This window comes from Streptomyces sp. R21, from assembly GCF_041051975.1.
Taxonomy (GTDB): Bacteria; Actinomycetota; Actinomycetes; order Streptomycetales; family Streptomycetaceae; genus Streptomyces.
Genome location: NZ_CP163435.1, coordinates 8,215,052 through 8,230,124, shown reverse-complemented (window position 1 = coordinate 8,230,124; position 15,073 = coordinate 8,215,052). Strand labels below are relative to the sequence as shown.

The following is a 15,073-nucleotide window of genomic DNA, read 5'->3' as shown; positions in this document are numbered from 1 at the left end:
TCGGGTTACCAAGGGTTACTCGGAGGCGCCCGGGCCCACGGTGACGACAGCGCCGATGACGATGACGGCCGGCGGCTTGACCTCCTGGGTGCGCACGGTCTCGGCGACCGTCGCGAGGGTCGCGTCCACCCGGCGCTGGGCCGCTGTCGTGCCCTCCTGGACGAGGGCGACGGGAGTGTCCGGGGACTTGCCGTGCGCGACGAGGGTCTCGGCGATCTTGCCGATCTTGTCGACGCCCATCAGGACGACCAGGGTTCCGGTGAGCTTGGCGAGCGACGGCCAGTCGACCAGCGAGCGCTCGTCGTCCGGGGCGACATGGCCGCTCACCACGGTGAACTCGTGGGCGACTCCGCGGTGTGTGACCGGGATGCCGGCCGCGCCCGGCACCGAGATCGAGCTGGAGATGCCGGGGACCACCGTGCAGGGGATGCCGACTTCGGCGAGGGCCTGCAACTCCTCCATGCCACGGCCGAAGACGTAGGGGTCGCCGCCCTTCAGCCGTACGACGGACTTGCCCTGCTTGGCGTGCTCGATCAGCGCGTTGTTGATGGCTTCCTGGGCCATGAAACGGCCGTACGGGATCTTCGCGGCGTCGATCACCTCGACATGCGGCGGGAGTTCGGCGAGCAGGTCGCGCGGGCCGAGCCGGTCGGCGATGACGACGTCGGCCTCGGCGAGCAGGCGGCGGCCGCGGACGGTGATGAGGTCCGGGTCGCCGGGGCCACCGCCGACCAGGGCAACGCCGGGGGTGCGGGTGCGGTGGTGCGGGGCGACGAGGGTGCCGTCGCGCAGGCCCTCGACCACGGCGTCGCGGATCGCGGCGGTGTGGCGGGGGTCGCGGCCCCGGGCGTCGGTGGTGAGGACGGCGACCGTCACGCCCTCGCTGTGCCCGGTCGCGGGGGTCCAGGCGGTGGCCGCGTCGGCGTCGTCGGAGCGCACGCACCAGACGCGGTGCCGCTCCGCCTCGGCGGAGGCGGCGGTGTTGGCCGCCGTGTCGCCGGTGGCGATGAGCGCGTACCAGGCCTCGGCGAGATCACCGTCTGCGTACGGGCGCCGGGTCCAGGTGATCTCCCCGGCGTCCGCCATGGCCTCGACCGACGGAGTGGCCGCCGGGGAGACGAGGTGGACGTCCGCGCCCGCTGCGATGAGCGCCGGGAGACGGCGCTGGGCGACCTGGCCGCCGCCGAGGACGACCACTCGGCGGCCGGTGAGGCGGAGGCCTACGGGGTAGGCGGGGTGTTCGGCCATGGAGGTGCGGCTCCTCGTACAGGCGTGCGGTGGGCGCTGCGGCTCTGGAGCTGCCCTGACGTGCGGATTTTAGACGCGGATCCAGCGTACGGCGGGGGTGGGGGGCGCGCAGGAACACGCACCCGGCCCACCCCGGGCGTACGGCTACTTCTCGGTGACGCCCGCCGAGTCGAACGTCGCCACCTCGTGCATGGCCCGTGCGGCGCTCTGCACGACCGGGAGGGCCAGCAGGGCACCCGTGCCCTCGCCGAGGCGGAGGTCGAGGTCGACCAGGGGGCGCAGGCCCAGCTTGTTCAGGGCGGCCACGTGGCCGGGCTCGGCGCTGCGGTGGCCGGCGATGCAGGCGGCGAGGACCTCGGGGGCGATCGCGCGGGCCACCAGGGCGGCGGCGCCGGCGCTGACGCCGTCCAGGATCACCGGCGTACGCAGGGAGGCGCCGCCGAGGAGGAGGCCGACCATCGCCGCGTGCTCCAGGCCGCCGACCGCCGCGAGGGCGCCGATGGGGTCGGCCGGGTCCGGCTGGTGGAGCTCGATGGCGCGACGCACGACCTCGGTCTTGCGGGCCAGCGTCTCGTCGTTGATGCCGGTGCCGCGGCCCGTCACCTCGGACGGGTCGGTGTCCGTGAAGACGGAGATCAGGGCGGCGGACGCGGTGGTGTTCGCGATGCCCATCTCGCCCGTGAGGAGCGCCTTGTTGCCGGCCGCCACCAGGTCGCGGGCGGTCTCGATGCCCACCTCGATGGCCGCGACGACCTCCTCGCGGGACATCGCAGGACCGGTCGTCATGTCGGCCGTGCCCGGGCGGATCTTGCGCGGCAGCAGGCCCGGGGTGGCCGGGAGATCGGAGGCGACGCCCACGTCGATGACGCAGACCTCGGCGCCGACCTGGTTGGCGAACGCGTTGCAGACCGCGCCGCCGCCCAGGAAGTTGGCCACCATCTGGGCGGTGACCTCCTGCGGCCAGGGGGTGACGCCCTGGGCGTGCACGCCGTGGTCGCCCGCGAAGATCGCGACGGCCGCAGGCTCCGGGATCGGCGGCGGGCACATCCGGGACAGGCCGGCCAGCTGCGCGGAGATGATCTCCAGCATGCCGAGCGCGCCGGCGGGCTTGGTCATGCGCTTCTGACGGTCCCACGCCTCGCCGAGCGCCTTGGCGTCAAGGGGGCGGATGTTGGAGACGGTCTCGGCGAGCAGGTCGTGCGGCTCCTCGCCGGGCAGCGCGCGACGGCCGTACGTCTCCTCGTGCACGACCCAGGACAGCGGGCGGCGCTTGGACCAGCCCGCCTGCATCAGCTCGGGCTCCTCCGGGAATTCGTCCACGTAGCCGACGCAGAGGTAGGCGACGACCTCCAGGTGCTCGGGAAGACCGAGGGCGCGGACCATCTCGCGCTCGTCGAAGAAGCTGACCCAGCCGACGCCGAGGCCCTCGGCGCGGGCCGCGAGCCAGAGGTTCTCGACCGCGAGCGCGGAGGAGTAGGGCGCCATCTGCGGCTGCGTGTGGCGGCCCAGGGTGTGCCGGCCGCCGCGGGTCGGGTCGGCGGTGACGACGATGTTCACCGGGGTGTCGAGGATGGCCTCGATCTTCAGTTCCTTGAACTGCTTCGCGCGGCCCTTGGGAAGCGACAGGGCGTACGCCTCGCGCTGGCGCTGGGCGAGTTCGTGCATCGAACGGCGCGTGTCGGCCGAGCGGATGACGACGAAGTCCCAGGGCTGCGAGTGGCCGACGGACGGGGCCGTGTGGGCGGCCTCCAGGACGCGGAGCAGCACATCGTGCGGGATCGGGTCGCTGCGGAACCCGTTGCGGATGTCGCGGCGCTCGCGCATGACACGCAGCACGGCCTCGCGCTCGGCGTCGTCGTAACCGGGCGCGGCGGGGCCGGTGGACTCTCGTACGTCTTCCACTACGGCCGTGCTCTCTTCCTGATCGGCGCCCTGGGTGTCCAGGTCGTCCGCCTGCTGTGCGACTACTACGGGTTCCGGCTCCGGGGCCGGTTCGGGTGCCGATTCCGGCTCCGCGACGGGCGGTTCCGGTACGGCGGCTTCGGCGTCGGCTGTGGCCTCGGCCTCGCGGGGTGCGGGCACCGGGGCGACGTGCGGCGCTTCGCCGAAGGGCTGCTCGTCGGTGGAGGCGGGGGCCTCGGGCTCGGGGAACTCCTCCGGGGCGGCCGTCTCCGGGTCGGGCACGGCCTCGGGCTGGGCTTGCGCCTCCGCCTCAGGCTCGGCGATGGCGGCAACGGGGACCGGCTCGTCCAGGACGGGCTGCTCGGCCACGACTACGGGCGCTTCGGCGGCGGGCTGCTCGACCGGGGGCTGCGGCTCGACCGGCGGCTGCTCCTCGACGGGCAGCGGCGGCACCGTCATGGGGTGCGGCGGGGTCGGGGCGAGGTGCGGTGTCGTGGGCACCTGGCCCTCGACGGGTACGAACCGGCCGAGGGGCTGGTCCGCCGGGGCCTCCAGGGGGACGCCGTGGAGAGCGGCCGGGTCGCCGGGAGCCTGCTCACCGGACGCGTGGCCGACGGCGGCATGCGGCGCCTCGGCGTGCGCGGCGACGCCGACGGGCACGGCATGCAGCGGCTGGGCGGCCACGGCAGGGGCCGGGTTGGCGAACTGCTGGGCGAACTGCTGCGCCGCCATGGCGTCGAGCCCGGGGACCGACTGTCCGTACGAGGCGTCGGCGGCGAACGCGGCTTGAGCCTGTGCCTGCGCGGCGTCGAACTCCTCGTCCACGTCGTAGGCGGCCTCGGCGACCACCGGCTGCGGAGCCTGGGCGGTGTCCGCGAACTGGGCGGCGGGGTCCAGGATATGGACAGCGGGGTCGGCGGGCTGGGCCTGCGCCTGTTCCTGGACAGCCGGGGCGGCGACCTGCGCGGGCGCTTCCTGGACGAGCTGGATGTGCTGCGCCTCCGCCGGGACGGGCGCGGGGACCGAGGGAACGGCCGCGTGCGCGGGCTCGTGGGCCGCCGGGAACGGCACGGCGTCGGGGACCTGCTGGGCGTGCGGGTCGAGTGCGCCGTCGGGCACCGCGTGCGCGGGCTCCGGAGACGCCGCGAAGTCGGCGGCGGCCTGGGGAGCGGCAGCGCCGTCCGACGCCTCCGGCAGGTGGGCGACCTGCGGAGCCTCGGGCGCCGCGGCGAACGCCTCGGCCTGGACGGCCTCCGGCGCTTCGAAGACCTGGACCGGCTCGGGAACCTGAACCGCCTCCGGAGCCTGCGCCTCGCCGGGCTCGGGGAACGACACGGCCTGGGGCCCCTGCGCCTCCTGCGGAACGACCGTTTCTGCAACCGGCGCCTCAGTGCTCACGGGCGGGGCGCCCCACGGCACGGCGCCCTGCGGCGGGGTCTCGCCGAGGTGCGCGACGTCGAGGTACTCGGGCCCGCTCGTCGGCGGTCCCGCATGCCGTACGGGCGTCACGGGGCCGGCGGTGGGCGCGCCCGCCGGGCCGCGGTCGGCGAGTGAGCGCACCGGGCTGGCGGAACCGTCCGGCGTGGGCGGGCCGAGGTGCAGCGGGCGGCGCGGGGCCACCGGCTGGGGGGTGGACGACAGGGGCGACACGCGGACACCGCCGAGGTCGACCGAACCGCTGTCGCGGCCCGACATCTCGTGCGGGTCGGGCTCGTGGACGAGAGGCATCGGGGCCGGCGGCGGCACCTCGTTGCCCCAGGCACCCTGCGCACCCGGCGCGCCCGGCATGAGGAGCAGGTCTTCGTCGTCCGCGGTGGTCTCGGAGGGGTCGAGGTAGGTGTACGCGCCCGGGGCGGGGACGCCCGGCTGCTCCACCATGCCTGCGTTCTCCGGCAGTCCCTCGCCCGGGACCTGGCCGGTGTCGGTCATGCGTAACCCCTCGCCCATCGGTTAGTGCTTCTACGACCAGCTCGCCCGGAACGGCGCACCGACCGCCCCGCAGTGAAGAACGAGCGTGCGTGCCCAGCGGCACGAAACGACCCGTCAACAAAGACGACAAAGCCATTAACTGGCATTGTCGCGGTCGTCCCGCCGTCGCGACACCTTGATCCGCAACGGCCCGCTGTGGACTGCGCCACGTTGCGCGTCCTCCGGTTCTGCCGTACCACACCGACCCCAAAAGAGGCGCGTTTTCCGGACATTGACCGACGAAATATCGGACCCCCGGAAGCGGTACAACGATCGGCCAGCCTACCGCGCGCAGTACGACAACAGGATCACGGGGCGCGATCAGGCAAGCCCGCCCGTCGCCCGACCACCACCCCTCAACGAGGCGCTTCGCGCCGCCCCAACTGCCCTGTGAGCAGGAACGCAACATTCCGCTCCTTCTCCGTCCAGGCCCTTGTATCGAGTTCGACGGACTGAATGAGCGCGCACTCGACCTGATATCCGTGCTCGGTCAGGTTCCTGCCGATGAGTTCGGCGGCGTCGCGGGTCGAGGCGTGCGTGACGATGCGCTGCGGGCGGCGGTCCGCGACGGCCGAGACGACCGCCGCTCCCCCGCCCCCGACGCGTACGACATCGGGCTCGGGAAGGTTCTCCAGGATGTGCGGCGCCGTGCCGTGCACGATCTGCATCTGGACGCCGAAGCGACGGGCGGCGTCCTCGGTGCGGGCGCACGCCCCCCGCTGCCGGTCGACCGCGAGCACGGCGGCGCCGGTGCGCGCCGCCTCGGTGGCGAAGGCGCCGCTGCCGGAGCCGATGTCCCACACGAGGTCACCGACGCGCGGTCCCAGACGGGCGAGTTGGGCGGCGCGCAGCAGATCCGTCTCGCCCTCGCCGAGTGCGCCGCCGTACGCCTCGGCGGGCAGCGCCCAGCCGCGCGGTCCGGTGCCGGGGTCGCGTCCGGCGATCCAGCCGCCGCCCTCGGCCGCGGCGACGAAGCCACCGATGACGATGACGACGTTGGGGTCGCGCCAGGTGTGGTCGGCGGCCTTCTCGGAGGTGAGGATCGTGACCTGCTCGCGGGCGGTGCCGAGTTCCTCGCAGATGACGAAGGTGCGGTGCACACCGTCGAGGAGCAGTCCGAGTTCGGCGGGGCCGGCGCCGGGTGAAGTGAGAACGGCGACTTTGGTGTGGGCGCGGCACACATTCACCGCGCGTCGCAGGGTGCGACGGTGTGCGACGACCACCTGTGCGTCGTCCCAGGGCATCCCGGCGCGGGCGAAGGCGGCGGCCACCGAGGAGACGGCGGGCACGACCTCGACCTCCAGGCCGAACTCGGGGGCGCGCAGGGTGCGTACGACGCCGAAGAATGCGGGGTCACCGTCGGCGAGGACGACGGCGCTGCCCCGGTGGCCCGCGATACGGCGGGCGGCGAGGGAGACACTCCCGAGCCGGATGCGCTCGGCGGTCGCGGGCACCTCGGCGAGCGCCAGGTGGTGGGCCGCACCGGCCACCAGCGTGGCGGCACCGAGAGCCGAGCGCGCCGCGGCGGTCAGCGGCGAGCCGTCCCAGCCGATCACCGTGACCCGGTCGGCCATCGTCGTCAGTCTCCAGAAGGTCTTCGCAGGTCGTCGGGGGCAACCCGAGGGCGGGCTCCGTGAGGGTACCTGGTGACACCGGGAACCTGCTCCGCCGGGTGGGAGCGGTCCCGTGGATTCAGTTCCAGTCCGAGAACGACGTGAAACCGCTGCTGTCGGCCAGTTCCTCGCCGACGCCTTCGAGGTCCTCGGGCAACAGGCCCCACACGATGAAGTCGCTGCGGACGTCGACCCAGGTGCCGTCCTCGGTGCGTGTGTGCACTATGCACGCGTTGCGCAGGACACCCTCGCTGATGCAGCCGATCTTCTGGGCGACCTGCTGGGAGGCGGTGTTGTCGGCGGCCGTACGGATCTCGATGCGCTCGAACTTCTGGTCACCGAGCAGCCATTGGGAGGTGGCGAGCGCCGCCTCGGAGGCGTAGCCCTCGCCGCGGGCCCAGGGGGCGATGATGTACGAGAGTTCCGTGGACCGGACGTGCCAGTTCGTCTTGCCGAGCTGGATGATGCCGACCAGGCGCTGGGTGAGGAACTCGGTGACCGCGAGGTCGAGTCCGCGGCCCGCGGTGCGCTCGGTCGGCGCGTACTCGGTGATCCAGCTGCGGGCGCCGTCCTCGGTGTAGGGCTGGGGGACGTCGGTCCAGGCGGCGACCTGCTCGTCGTTCATCATCGCGGCGAGCGCGGGGACGTCGTCCTCGTCGAGCGGACGCAGCACCAACCGCTCCGTGCTGATGGAGATGTTGGGGAAGGTGCTCGTCATGCGCCGCTCCGTAACCTTCGAAACCTTCAGGGCCTGCGAACTGCCCAGCATGCAGCATGAAACCACCGAACTGCACCACGGGGTCCACTCGTTGTAACGAGTGGACCCCGTGTGTGGCCGAACGCGGCGACCGGGACCGTGGTGGCGGCTAGAAGGACGCGATGACCGAGCCGGCGTACTTGTCCTCGATGAACTTCTTGACCTCGGGCGAAGTGAGGAGCTTCGCGAGCTTCTTGACGCGCGGGTCGTCCTCGTTGCCCTTCTTCACGGCGAGGAAGTTGCCGTACGGGTTGTTCTTGGCGGACTCCAGGACGAGGGCGTTCTTGGCGGGCTTGAGGCCGGCCGAGATGGCGTAGTTGCCGTTGACGACCGCTGCGTCCACGTCGTCCAGGGAGCGCGGCGTCTGGGCCGCCTCGATCTCCTTGAACTTGAGGTTCTTCGGGTTCTTGGAGATGTCCTGCGGGGTCGCCTCGTTGCCGACGCCGTCCTTGAGGGTGATGAGCCCGTTGGCGGCGAGCAGCTTCAGGGCGCGCGCCTCGTTGACGGCGTCGTTCGGCACCGCGATCGTCGCACCGCTCTTCAGGGCGTCGGCACTCTTGACCTTGTGGGAGTAGAGGCCGAGCGGCTCCAGGTGCACCGTGACGACGGGCACGATGTGGGTGCCGCGCTTCTTGTTGAAGTCGTCCAGGTACGGCTGGTTCTGGAAGTAGTTGGCGCCCACGGAACCGTCCTCGGTCGCCGTGTTCGGCACGATGTAGTCCTGGAACTCCTTGACCTCCAGGTCGAGGCCCGCCTTCTTCGCCAGGTTCTTCTTGACGAAGTCGAGGATCTCGGCGTGCGGGGTCGGGCTCGCGGCGACGACCAGCGGTCCGCTGTAGTCGGAGGAGCCGGAGGCGGAGTCCTTGTCCGAGCCGCAGGCGGTGACCCCGAAGGTGAGGGCTCCGGCGGCGAGGACAGCGGTGGTGATCTTGGCGGTGTTACGCACGAAAAGTGCCTTTCCTGAGGGGTGGTGCTGCCCCGTCCTGGGTGGTGACGGGGAAATCTGCGGGTGGGTCGGCGGGCTCAGCGGGTCTTGGTCGCCTCGGCGGCGACGGTGCCGGGCAGGACGCCGCGGAAGGGCCGGAAGAGAAGGAGCGGGCCGGCGTTTCCGGTGCGCCGGTGCAAGGTGCGGGCCGCGTAATCGCCGATGAACTGGAGGAGGGAGATGACCGCGGCGAGAATGCCCACGGTGATCCACATCAGGTTGGTCTCGAAGCGCTGGTAGCCGTAGCGGATCGCGATGTCGCCGAGACCTCCGGCGCCGACGGTGCCCGCCATGGCGGAGTAGCCGATGAGCGCGATCAGCGTCGTGGTGGCGCCGGAGATCAGCGAGGGCAGGGACTCGGGCACCAGCACACTGCGGACGACCTTCCAGGTGCTGCCGCCCATGGACTGCACGGCCTCGACGAGCCCGTGGTCCACTTCGCGGACGGACGTCTCGACCAGGCGCGCGAAGAACGGGATGGCACCGATCGCCAGCGGCACGATCGCCGCCTCACGGCCGATCGTCGTCCCGGTGAGCCACCGGGTGAACGTCATCAGCGCGACCATCAGGATGATGAACGGCATCGAGCGGGCGACGTTCACGATCTGACCGATGACCTTGTTGGCCACGACGTTCTGGAGGAGGCCGCCGCGGTCGGTCAGGACCAGCAGGATGCCGAGCGGGAGACCGCCGACGATCGCGATGAGGGTGGACCAGCCCACCATGTAGAGCGTGTCCCAACACGCCTGGGACAGCAGCGGCTGCATCTCGGACCAGGTCACTTGGCACCTTCCTTCAGCAGTACGGGCTCCTGGCCCAGCACGTCGATCCCCAGGCCCTGCTCGCGCAGGAATCCGATGGGCACCACGTTGTCCTCGTAGCGGCCGGGCAGTTCGATGCGCATCCGGCCGACCTGGAGGCCTCCGACGGTGTCGATCGCGGCGCCGAGGATCGAGATGTCGATGTTGTACGTCCGCGACAGCTGGGAGATGACGGGCTGGGTGGCCGCCTCGCCCTGGAAGGTGACGTCGACGACGGTGCGGTCCTCGCCGGTGGCGTCGCCGCCGACCGGGAAGAGGGCCGTGGCCAGTTCCGACCCGGGGGTCGCGAGGAGCTCGCTCACCGTGCCGGACTCGACGATCCGGCCGTTCTCCATCAGCGCCGCCGAGTCGCAGATCGTCTTGACGACGTCCATCTCGTGGGTGATGAGCAGGACGGTCAGGCCCAGCTGCCGGTTGAGGTCGCGCAGCAACTGGAGGATGGAGCGGGTGGTCTCCGGGTCGAGGGCGCTGGTGGCCTCGTCGGAGAGGAGCACCTTCGGGTCGCCGGCGAGGGCGCGGGCGATGCCGACGCGCTGCTTCTGGCCGCCGGAGAGCTGCGCCGGGTAGGACTTGGCCTTGTCGGAGAGGCCGACCAGGTCGAGGAGTTCGAGGGCCTTGCGGCTGCGCTCCTTGCCGGAGACGCCGAGGATTTCGAGGGGCAGCTCGACATTGTCCTGCACGGTGCGCGAGGACAGCAGGTTGAAGTGCTGGAAGACCATCCCGATGTGGCTGCGCGCCTTGCGCAGTTCCTTGCCTGCGCGCGGTCCACGGCCGGCGAGGGCGGTGAGGTCCTGTCCGGCGACGGTGACCGTGCCGGAGGTGGGGCGCTCCAGGAGGTTGACGCAGCGGATCAGCGAGGACTTGCCGGCGCCGGACTGGCCGATGACGCCGTACACCTCGCCTTCGCGGACGTGCAGATCGACGCCGTCGAGGGCGGTGACCTCTCGGCCGCGCGAGCGGTAGACCTTGGTGAGGCCCGATGTGGTGATCACTGGGGTTTCCGTCACTGTCGAGTGCGCGGGCGTGGGTGTGCCCGGGCACGAGTGCATGCGGTCGGGAACGCGGCACGGTTCTCGCGGTGGCGATGGAACCGGGGGAGAACGTGTGCGCGGGGCAGCCCGAGTCACGTACGGGGTACGGACAGGGGGCGGCGGTCTCGCTTCGGGGCGCGAAACTCAGGTGGTGCGGGGGCCCTCTAGAAGGCGCACATTCGACACATACAACGAGCACCGGGCGTCGTGGTCGCCTCGGTCGCAAAGGTGCGGCAGCTCGTCGTGGTCATGAAACGAGTAAAGCAGACGTACAGCCGGGGGCCGTCATCGCTGTCCGCAATGCGGACAGTGGTGGACAGCGTCCGGCGCCGGACGGAGATCGCCGCTCCCCCGCCGGTGACCAGTGCCGACAAGGGCGAGGGGCGCTCTCCACAAGGGTCGCGTGCGGCTCGTACGCCGCATGGGTTGTGGCCAAGACCACGATGGCCGCAGCGGGAGGCGCGGCCGGTCCGGGGGCACCCCGGGGGCGGGGGCACCGGGCCTTTTGGGCCGTAATAGGGTCACGGCATGCTTGATGCCCTGACGGTCGCGACGGCCGTCGCCGCGCTCGCGCTCGCCGCCTGGTGCGGCTGGGCCGCCTACCGTGATCAGCCGACCAAGGACTGGCACTTCATCGGCATGGCCGCGGTGTCGGTGCTGGCCCTGGTGCAGCTGGTCATCGGCGTCGTCCAGCTGGCGCGCGGCGAGAAGCCGGAGCAGGGCACGACGATCTTCGTGGCGTATCTGCTCGGTGCGTTCGCCTGCATCCCGGCGGCCGGTTTCATGTCGCTGGCGGAGCGCACGCGCTGGGGCTCGATCACCGTGGCGGCCGGCGGCGTCGTCCTCGCCGTCCTGGAGGTGCGGCTCTATGACATCTGGGGAGGCTGAGATGACGTCCACGGAGGAGAAGCCGCGCAGGACCCGGCTGATCAGCGGGCCGGGCATGCTGCTGGTCTGGCTCTACGGCGTGATGGTCGTCGGCGCGGTCTCGCGCTCGGCGGTGCAGATCTCGACGGAGTTCGACAAGGCCCCGCTGGCCTACTCGCTCTCCGCGGTGGCGGGCCTCGTGTACGGGTTCATCACGTACTCGCTGGTGCGCGGCGGGGAGACGGCCCGCAAGGCGGCGCTGGTGTGCTGCGCCGCCGAGCTCGCGGGTGTGCTGACGGTCGGGACGTGGACGCTCGTGGAGCCGTCCGCCTTCCCCGACGCGACGGTGTGGTCGGACTACGGGATGGGCTATCTGTTCATCCCGGTGCTGCTGCCGCTGTCGGCGATGTACTGGCTGCGCAAGGCGCGTACGACCGCCGACGGCTAGGCGACAGGCAAGGGGCTAGGCGCTCGCGACGAAGGCGTCCACGTCGGCGCCCTTGGCCAGGGTCACCAGGGTGAGGCGCTCGTCGACGCGCTCGGTGGAGACCTGCGCGTAGCCGTGCTTGCGGTAGAGCCGCAGGTTGTGGTCGCTGCGGTGGCCGGTGAAGAGCTGGAAGGACTTGGCCGCGCCGTCCGCGCCGAGCTTCGCCTCGATGGCGGCGAGCAGGCGTCCGCCCAGCCCATGGCGCTGCATGCGCGGGTGGACGATCAGCTTGTTGATGCGGGCCGTGCCCTCGGCGTCGACCGCGCCGCGTACGGAGGCCACCACCTCGTCCCCGAGCCGGGCCACCAGGACCGTGCCCTCGGCCAGCTCGGCCTTGAGGGAGTCGAGGGGCTGGGTGAGTGGCTCGATGCCGTAGTCGCCGTACAGCTCGGCCTCGCTCTGGTAGCAGAGGTACTGCAGCTTGAGGATCTGCTCGGCGTCCTGTTCGGTCGCCGCCGAGATGGTCACGCTCATGCCCATGTGTGCATGCCTCCCGCTCACCTGTTCCACCGGTTGGTCCCTCACTCCTATCCCCGCGGTTCGCGGGCCGCAACCTCCGGCGTCAGCAATCGGCGCAGACATCCCAGGCATCTGGAACGTTCCGGACCCAGACTGCCCTGTGAGATACCCAACTCCCCTGCGATTTCGCGATAAGTGAGGTCCTTGGGGGACAGCAGCGCCGCCATCAGCGAAGGACAACGGCCGGGCAGACGTCGTACGGCGTCGTGGAGCGCCCGGTCGCGGGCGGCGGCGAGGGCCTGCTGCTCCGGCCCGGCACCGTGGTCGTCGGCGGGCTCGGCGGCGTACGGCCGTTCGAGTCGGGCCGTGCGGCGGCTGCGGCGCCCTTCGGAGCGGACCGCCCGGCGCAGCCACCCATGCGGGTCAACGGGCGGACCGTCCGTGTCGAGGCGCTCCAGGAGGCGGAGCCAGACGGCCTGTTCCAGGTCGCTCTGCTCGGTGCCACAGGCGCGGGCCTCGGCCGAGGCCTCGGCGACGAGCAGCGGGCGCAGCGTGGCGAGCATCTCGTGTGTCATATGCCCCATCACGCGGCCGCCCGGGCGGGAGGTTGCCGGGGCGGCCGGTTGTCACCCCAACCGGGGTGGCGGGGTCATCCGTTGACGAAGTCCTCGCGGGCGAGCAGCGCGGTGTCCGCGTTGTCGGAGAAGACGCCGTCGATGCCGGTCGCGAAGTACGTCCGGAACGCGCCGAAGACGTCGCCGTAGGCGTTCGGGTCGGCGCCCGTGCGGAAGTTCGCGGGCAGGAAGGTGTTCTCGTTGCGCATCGTGTAGGGATGCAGGATCAGGCCTGCCTTGTGCGCGTCGGCGACGAGCGTGGTCGGTGTGGTGAGGGCGCCGTTCGCGTCCTTCGGGATGACCAGGTCGAGGGTCGGGCCGATGCCCTGCGCGTACGAGGCGATCCACTTCAGGCCCGCGGGCGTGACGAGGTCGGCGACGGTGCGCGGGTCGCCCGCCGCCACGAAGTCCCAGGGGCGGGTGCTCGCGCCGGACAGCAGCACGACGAGCGGGTTGCCGACCAGCTTGTCCAGCCGCTGGATGCTGCTCGGCTCGAAGGACTGGATGATGACCGGCGAGTTCTTCCTGTCCTTGCCGTGCTTGTGCAGGATCTTGGCGAGCCGCTCCTCCAGGCCGAGGCCGAGGCCCCGGAAGTACGTGGGGTGCTTGGTCTCGGGGTAGATCCAGACCTGCTTGCCGCGCTTGCGGGTCTGCTCGTCCTGCCACTGGAGCACCTCTTCGAAGGTGGGGATCTCCCAGCGGCCGTTGTAGATCGTGTTGCGCTGGCGGTTGGCGGGGATGCGCTCGATCGCGCGCAGCGTCTTCAGCTCGGCGAGCGTGAAGTCCTCGGTGAACCAGCCGGTTGTGGCGACGCCGTCCAGCGTCTTGGTGGTCTTGCGGCCGGCGAACTCGGGGTGCGCCGCGACGTCGGTGGTCCCGCCGATCTCCGGTTCGTGACGGCATACGAGGTGGCCGTCCTTGGTGGGCACCAGGTCGCCCGCCTCGACGACGTCGGCGCCCAGGTCGAGGGCGAGCTCGTACGAGCCGAAGGTGTGTTCGGGGCGGTAGCCGCTGGCGCCCCGGTGGCCGATGACGGTCGGCTTCGGCAGGCTCCGGTAGCCGCCGCCGGCGTGGCGCTCGTCGGCTCTCGCCACGCCGGGCAGTCCGATGACCGCTCCGCTCGCGCCGAGCACCGCGGCCCCGAGCAGCGTCCTGCGCGCCGTGCCCCGCCCCTGCTCGTCCGACCCCTGTGTCGCCATGAGCGCTCCTCCCGCCGTACCGCCCCGTACCTGTCAAAGCGGGACGATCGTAGGGGCCCGTGGGTGACGGTGGGGAGACCCGCGGCGGAACACGCGGGTGACGCTGGATGTCGTACGGAATGCAGGCGTTGAGGACGTGTCGGCCGCGCGGACCCGGGAACCCGAGCGGGCGAGCAGCGGGTGCGGCGGGCACCGTGCGCACGTGCCCCACAACTCCCTCTGTTCATAAGCCGGTCGGTGTTCCGCGCGATGTCCGTCACATCTGCGCGCCCGCGTGACGGGGACGAAACGGGACAGCGTCGCAGGTAAACGTGAGTCAACAATGCGTATCTACTCAGTGAACCCGATGTGCAATCACCCGGAAACCGCGAGTATCGTCCTCACCTGCACAGACTTACTTCATACCGATCCCTTGACACCGGAGGGCCCGTTGTCCCGCTTCGCGCTCATCAAGGCAGTGCTCGGACCGATCATGCGCCTGATGTTCCGCCCACGGGTGGAGGGTGTGGAGCACATCCCGGGCGACGGCCCGGTGATCCTGGCCGGCAACCACCTCACCTTCATCGACTCCATGATCCTGCCGCTGGTGTGCGACCGGCAGGTGCTCTTCATCGGCAAGGACGAGTACGTCACCGGCAAGGGGCTCAAGGGCCGCCTGATGGCCTGGTTCTTCACCGGCGTCGGCATGATCCCGGTGGACCGGGACGGCGCCAACGGCGGAGTCGCCGCGCTGATGACCGGCCGCCGTGTGCTGGAGGAGGGCAAGGTCTTCGGCATCTACCCCGAGGGCACCCGCTCCCCCGACGGCCGGCTCTACCGCGGCCGCACCGGCATCGCCCGGCTCACCCTGATGACCGGCGCCCCGGTCGTCCCGTTCGCGATGATCGGCACCGACAAGCTGCAGCCCGGCGGCGCGGGGATGCCGCGGCCCGGCCGGGTCACCGTTCGCTTCGGCGAGGCCATGGAGTTCTCGCGGTACGAGGGCATGGACCGTGACCGGTACGTGCTGCGCGCCGTGACCGACTCGGTGATGACCGAGGTCATGCGGTTGTCCGGGCAGGAGTATGTGGACATGTACGCCACGAAGGCCAAGGCCGCGTAGCGGAAGCCGGATCCGCCGCA

13 protein-coding genes are annotated in these 15,073 nt (G+C 71.4%); 3 read left to right on the top strand and 10 right to left on the bottom strand.

Annotated features, from left to right (window positions below; all coding sequences use genetic code 11):
• Positions 1-15: 15 nt before the first annotated feature.
• The 7 genes from cobA to AB5J56_RS36595 all read right to left on the bottom strand — a co-directional run bounded on the left by cobA (position 16) and on the right by AB5J56_RS36595 (position 10,286).
• Entirely contained in the window at positions 16-1,248 is a 1,233-nt protein-coding gene (cobA, locus tag AB5J56_RS36625; RefSeq protein WP_369239343.1) for a uroporphyrinogen-III C-methyltransferase, read from the bottom strand.
• 144 nt (positions 1,249-1,392) lie between these two features.
• On the bottom strand, positions 1,393-5,079 hold the full coding sequence (gene cobT, locus AB5J56_RS36620; RefSeq protein ID WP_369239341.1) for a nicotinate-nucleotide--dimethylbenzimidazole phosphoribosyltransferase: 3,687 nt from the start codon (positions 5,077-5,079) through the stop codon (positions 1,393-1,395).
• A gap of 395 nt (positions 5,080-5,474) precedes the next feature.
• Entirely contained in the window at positions 5,475-6,692 is a 1,218-nt protein-coding gene (gene cbiE / locus AB5J56_RS36615) for a precorrin-6y C5,15-methyltransferase (decarboxylating) subunit CbiE (RefSeq protein WP_369239339.1), read from the bottom strand.
• A 118-nt stretch (positions 6,693-6,810) separates the two neighbouring features.
• Positions 6,811-7,449, bottom strand: a complete 639-nt coding sequence (locus AB5J56_RS36610) for a GNAT family N-acetyltransferase (RefSeq protein ID WP_369239337.1) — start codon at positions 7,447-7,449, stop codon at positions 6,811-6,813.
• 148 nt (positions 7,450-7,597) lie between these two features.
• Positions 7,598-8,434, bottom strand: coding sequence for a MetQ/NlpA family ABC transporter substrate-binding protein (locus tag AB5J56_RS36605; protein WP_369239335.1), 837 nt, complete (start codon positions 8,432-8,434; stop codon positions 7,598-7,600).
• 77 nt (positions 8,435-8,511) lie between these two features.
• Positions 8,512-9,255, bottom strand: coding sequence for a methionine ABC transporter permease (locus AB5J56_RS36600; protein WP_369239333.1), 744 nt, complete (start codon positions 9,253-9,255; stop codon positions 8,512-8,514).
• Positions 9,252-10,286: a methionine ABC transporter ATP-binding protein gene (locus AB5J56_RS36595; RefSeq protein ID WP_369239331.1), complete on the bottom strand. Its 1,035-nt coding sequence runs from the start codon at positions 10,284-10,286 to the stop codon at positions 9,252-9,254. Before AB5J56_RS36595 ends, AB5J56_RS36600 begins: the two co-directional genes overlap by 4 nt.
• A gap of 567 nt (positions 10,287-10,853) precedes the next feature.
• Here AB5J56_RS36595 and AB5J56_RS36590 point away from each other — a divergent pair.
• Entirely contained in the window at positions 10,854-11,213 is a 360-nt protein-coding gene (locus tag AB5J56_RS36590; protein WP_369239329.1) for a hypothetical protein, read from the top strand.
• 1 nt (position 11,214) lies between these two features.
• Positions 11,215-11,640 (top strand): hypothetical protein, encoded by a 426-nt coding sequence (locus tag AB5J56_RS36585; protein WP_369239327.1) that lies wholly within the window; start codon positions 11,215-11,217, stop codon positions 11,638-11,640.
• A gap of 15 nt (positions 11,641-11,655) precedes the next feature.
• Here the strand turns inward: AB5J56_RS36585 and AB5J56_RS36580 are convergent, their stop codons facing one another.
• From AB5J56_RS36580 to AB5J56_RS36570, 3 genes are all read right to left on the bottom strand, one after another.
• Positions 11,656-12,159, bottom strand: a complete 504-nt coding sequence (locus AB5J56_RS36580; protein ID WP_369239325.1) for a GNAT family N-acetyltransferase — start codon at positions 12,157-12,159, stop codon at positions 11,656-11,658.
• A 47-nt stretch (positions 12,160-12,206) separates the two neighbouring features.
• Positions 12,207-12,713: a sigma-70 family RNA polymerase sigma factor gene (locus tag AB5J56_RS36575; RefSeq protein WP_369239323.1), complete on the bottom strand. Its 507-nt coding sequence runs from the start codon at positions 12,711-12,713 to the stop codon at positions 12,207-12,209.
• Positions 12,714-12,787: 74 nt separating this feature from the next.
• The gene (locus AB5J56_RS36570) at positions 12,788-13,951 is read right to left on the bottom strand and encodes a glycerophosphodiester phosphodiesterase (protein ID WP_369239321.1); all 1,164 of its coding nucleotides are present in this window, start codon (positions 13,949-13,951) and stop codon (positions 12,788-12,790) included.
• A gap of 346 nt (positions 13,952-14,297) precedes the next feature.
• Between AB5J56_RS36570 and AB5J56_RS36565 the strand changes: the two genes are divergently transcribed.
• The gene (locus AB5J56_RS36565) at positions 14,298-15,053 is read left to right on the top strand and encodes a lysophospholipid acyltransferase family protein (RefSeq protein WP_369239319.1); all 756 of its coding nucleotides are present in this window, start codon (positions 14,298-14,300) and stop codon (positions 15,051-15,053) included.
• Positions 15,054-15,073: the final 20 nt, after the last annotated feature.

Excerpts from the sequence above, each read along its gene's own strand:
- AB5J56_RS36610 (WP_369239337.1), bottom strand. The coding sequence starts at position 7,449 with ATGACGAGCACCTTCCCCAACATCTCCATCAGCACGGAGCGGTTGGTG.
- AB5J56_RS36580 (WP_369239325.1), bottom strand. The coding sequence starts at position 12,159 with ATGGGCATGAGCGTGACCATCTCGGCGGCGACCGAACAGGACGCCGAG.
- AB5J56_RS36565 (WP_369239319.1), top strand. The coding sequence starts at position 14,298 with ATGTGCAATCACCCGGAAACCGCGAGTATCGTCCTCACCTGCACAGAC.
- AB5J56_RS36570 (WP_369239321.1), bottom strand. The coding sequence starts at position 13,951 with ATGGCGACACAGGGGTCGGACGAGCAGGGGCGGGGCACGGCGCGCAGG.
- AB5J56_RS36590 (WP_369239329.1), top strand. The coding sequence starts at position 10,854 with ATGCTTGATGCCCTGACGGTCGCGACGGCCGTCGCCGCGCTCGCGCTC.
- cobT (WP_369239341.1), bottom strand. The coding sequence starts at position 5,079 with ATGACCGACACCGGCCAGGTCCCGGGCGAGGGACTGCCGGAGAACGCA.
- cobA (WP_369239343.1), bottom strand. The coding sequence starts at position 1,248 with ATGGCCGAACACCCCGCCTACCCCGTAGGCCTCCGCCTCACCGGCCGC.
- cbiE (WP_369239339.1), bottom strand. The coding sequence starts at position 6,692 with ATGGCCGACCGGGTCACGGTGATCGGCTGGGACGGCTCGCCGCTGACC.
- AB5J56_RS36585 (WP_369239327.1), top strand. The coding sequence starts at position 11,215 with ATGACGTCCACGGAGGAGAAGCCGCGCAGGACCCGGCTGATCAGCGGG.
- AB5J56_RS36575 (WP_369239323.1), bottom strand. The coding sequence starts at position 12,713 with ATGACACACGAGATGCTCGCCACGCTGCGCCCGCTGCTCGTCGCCGAG.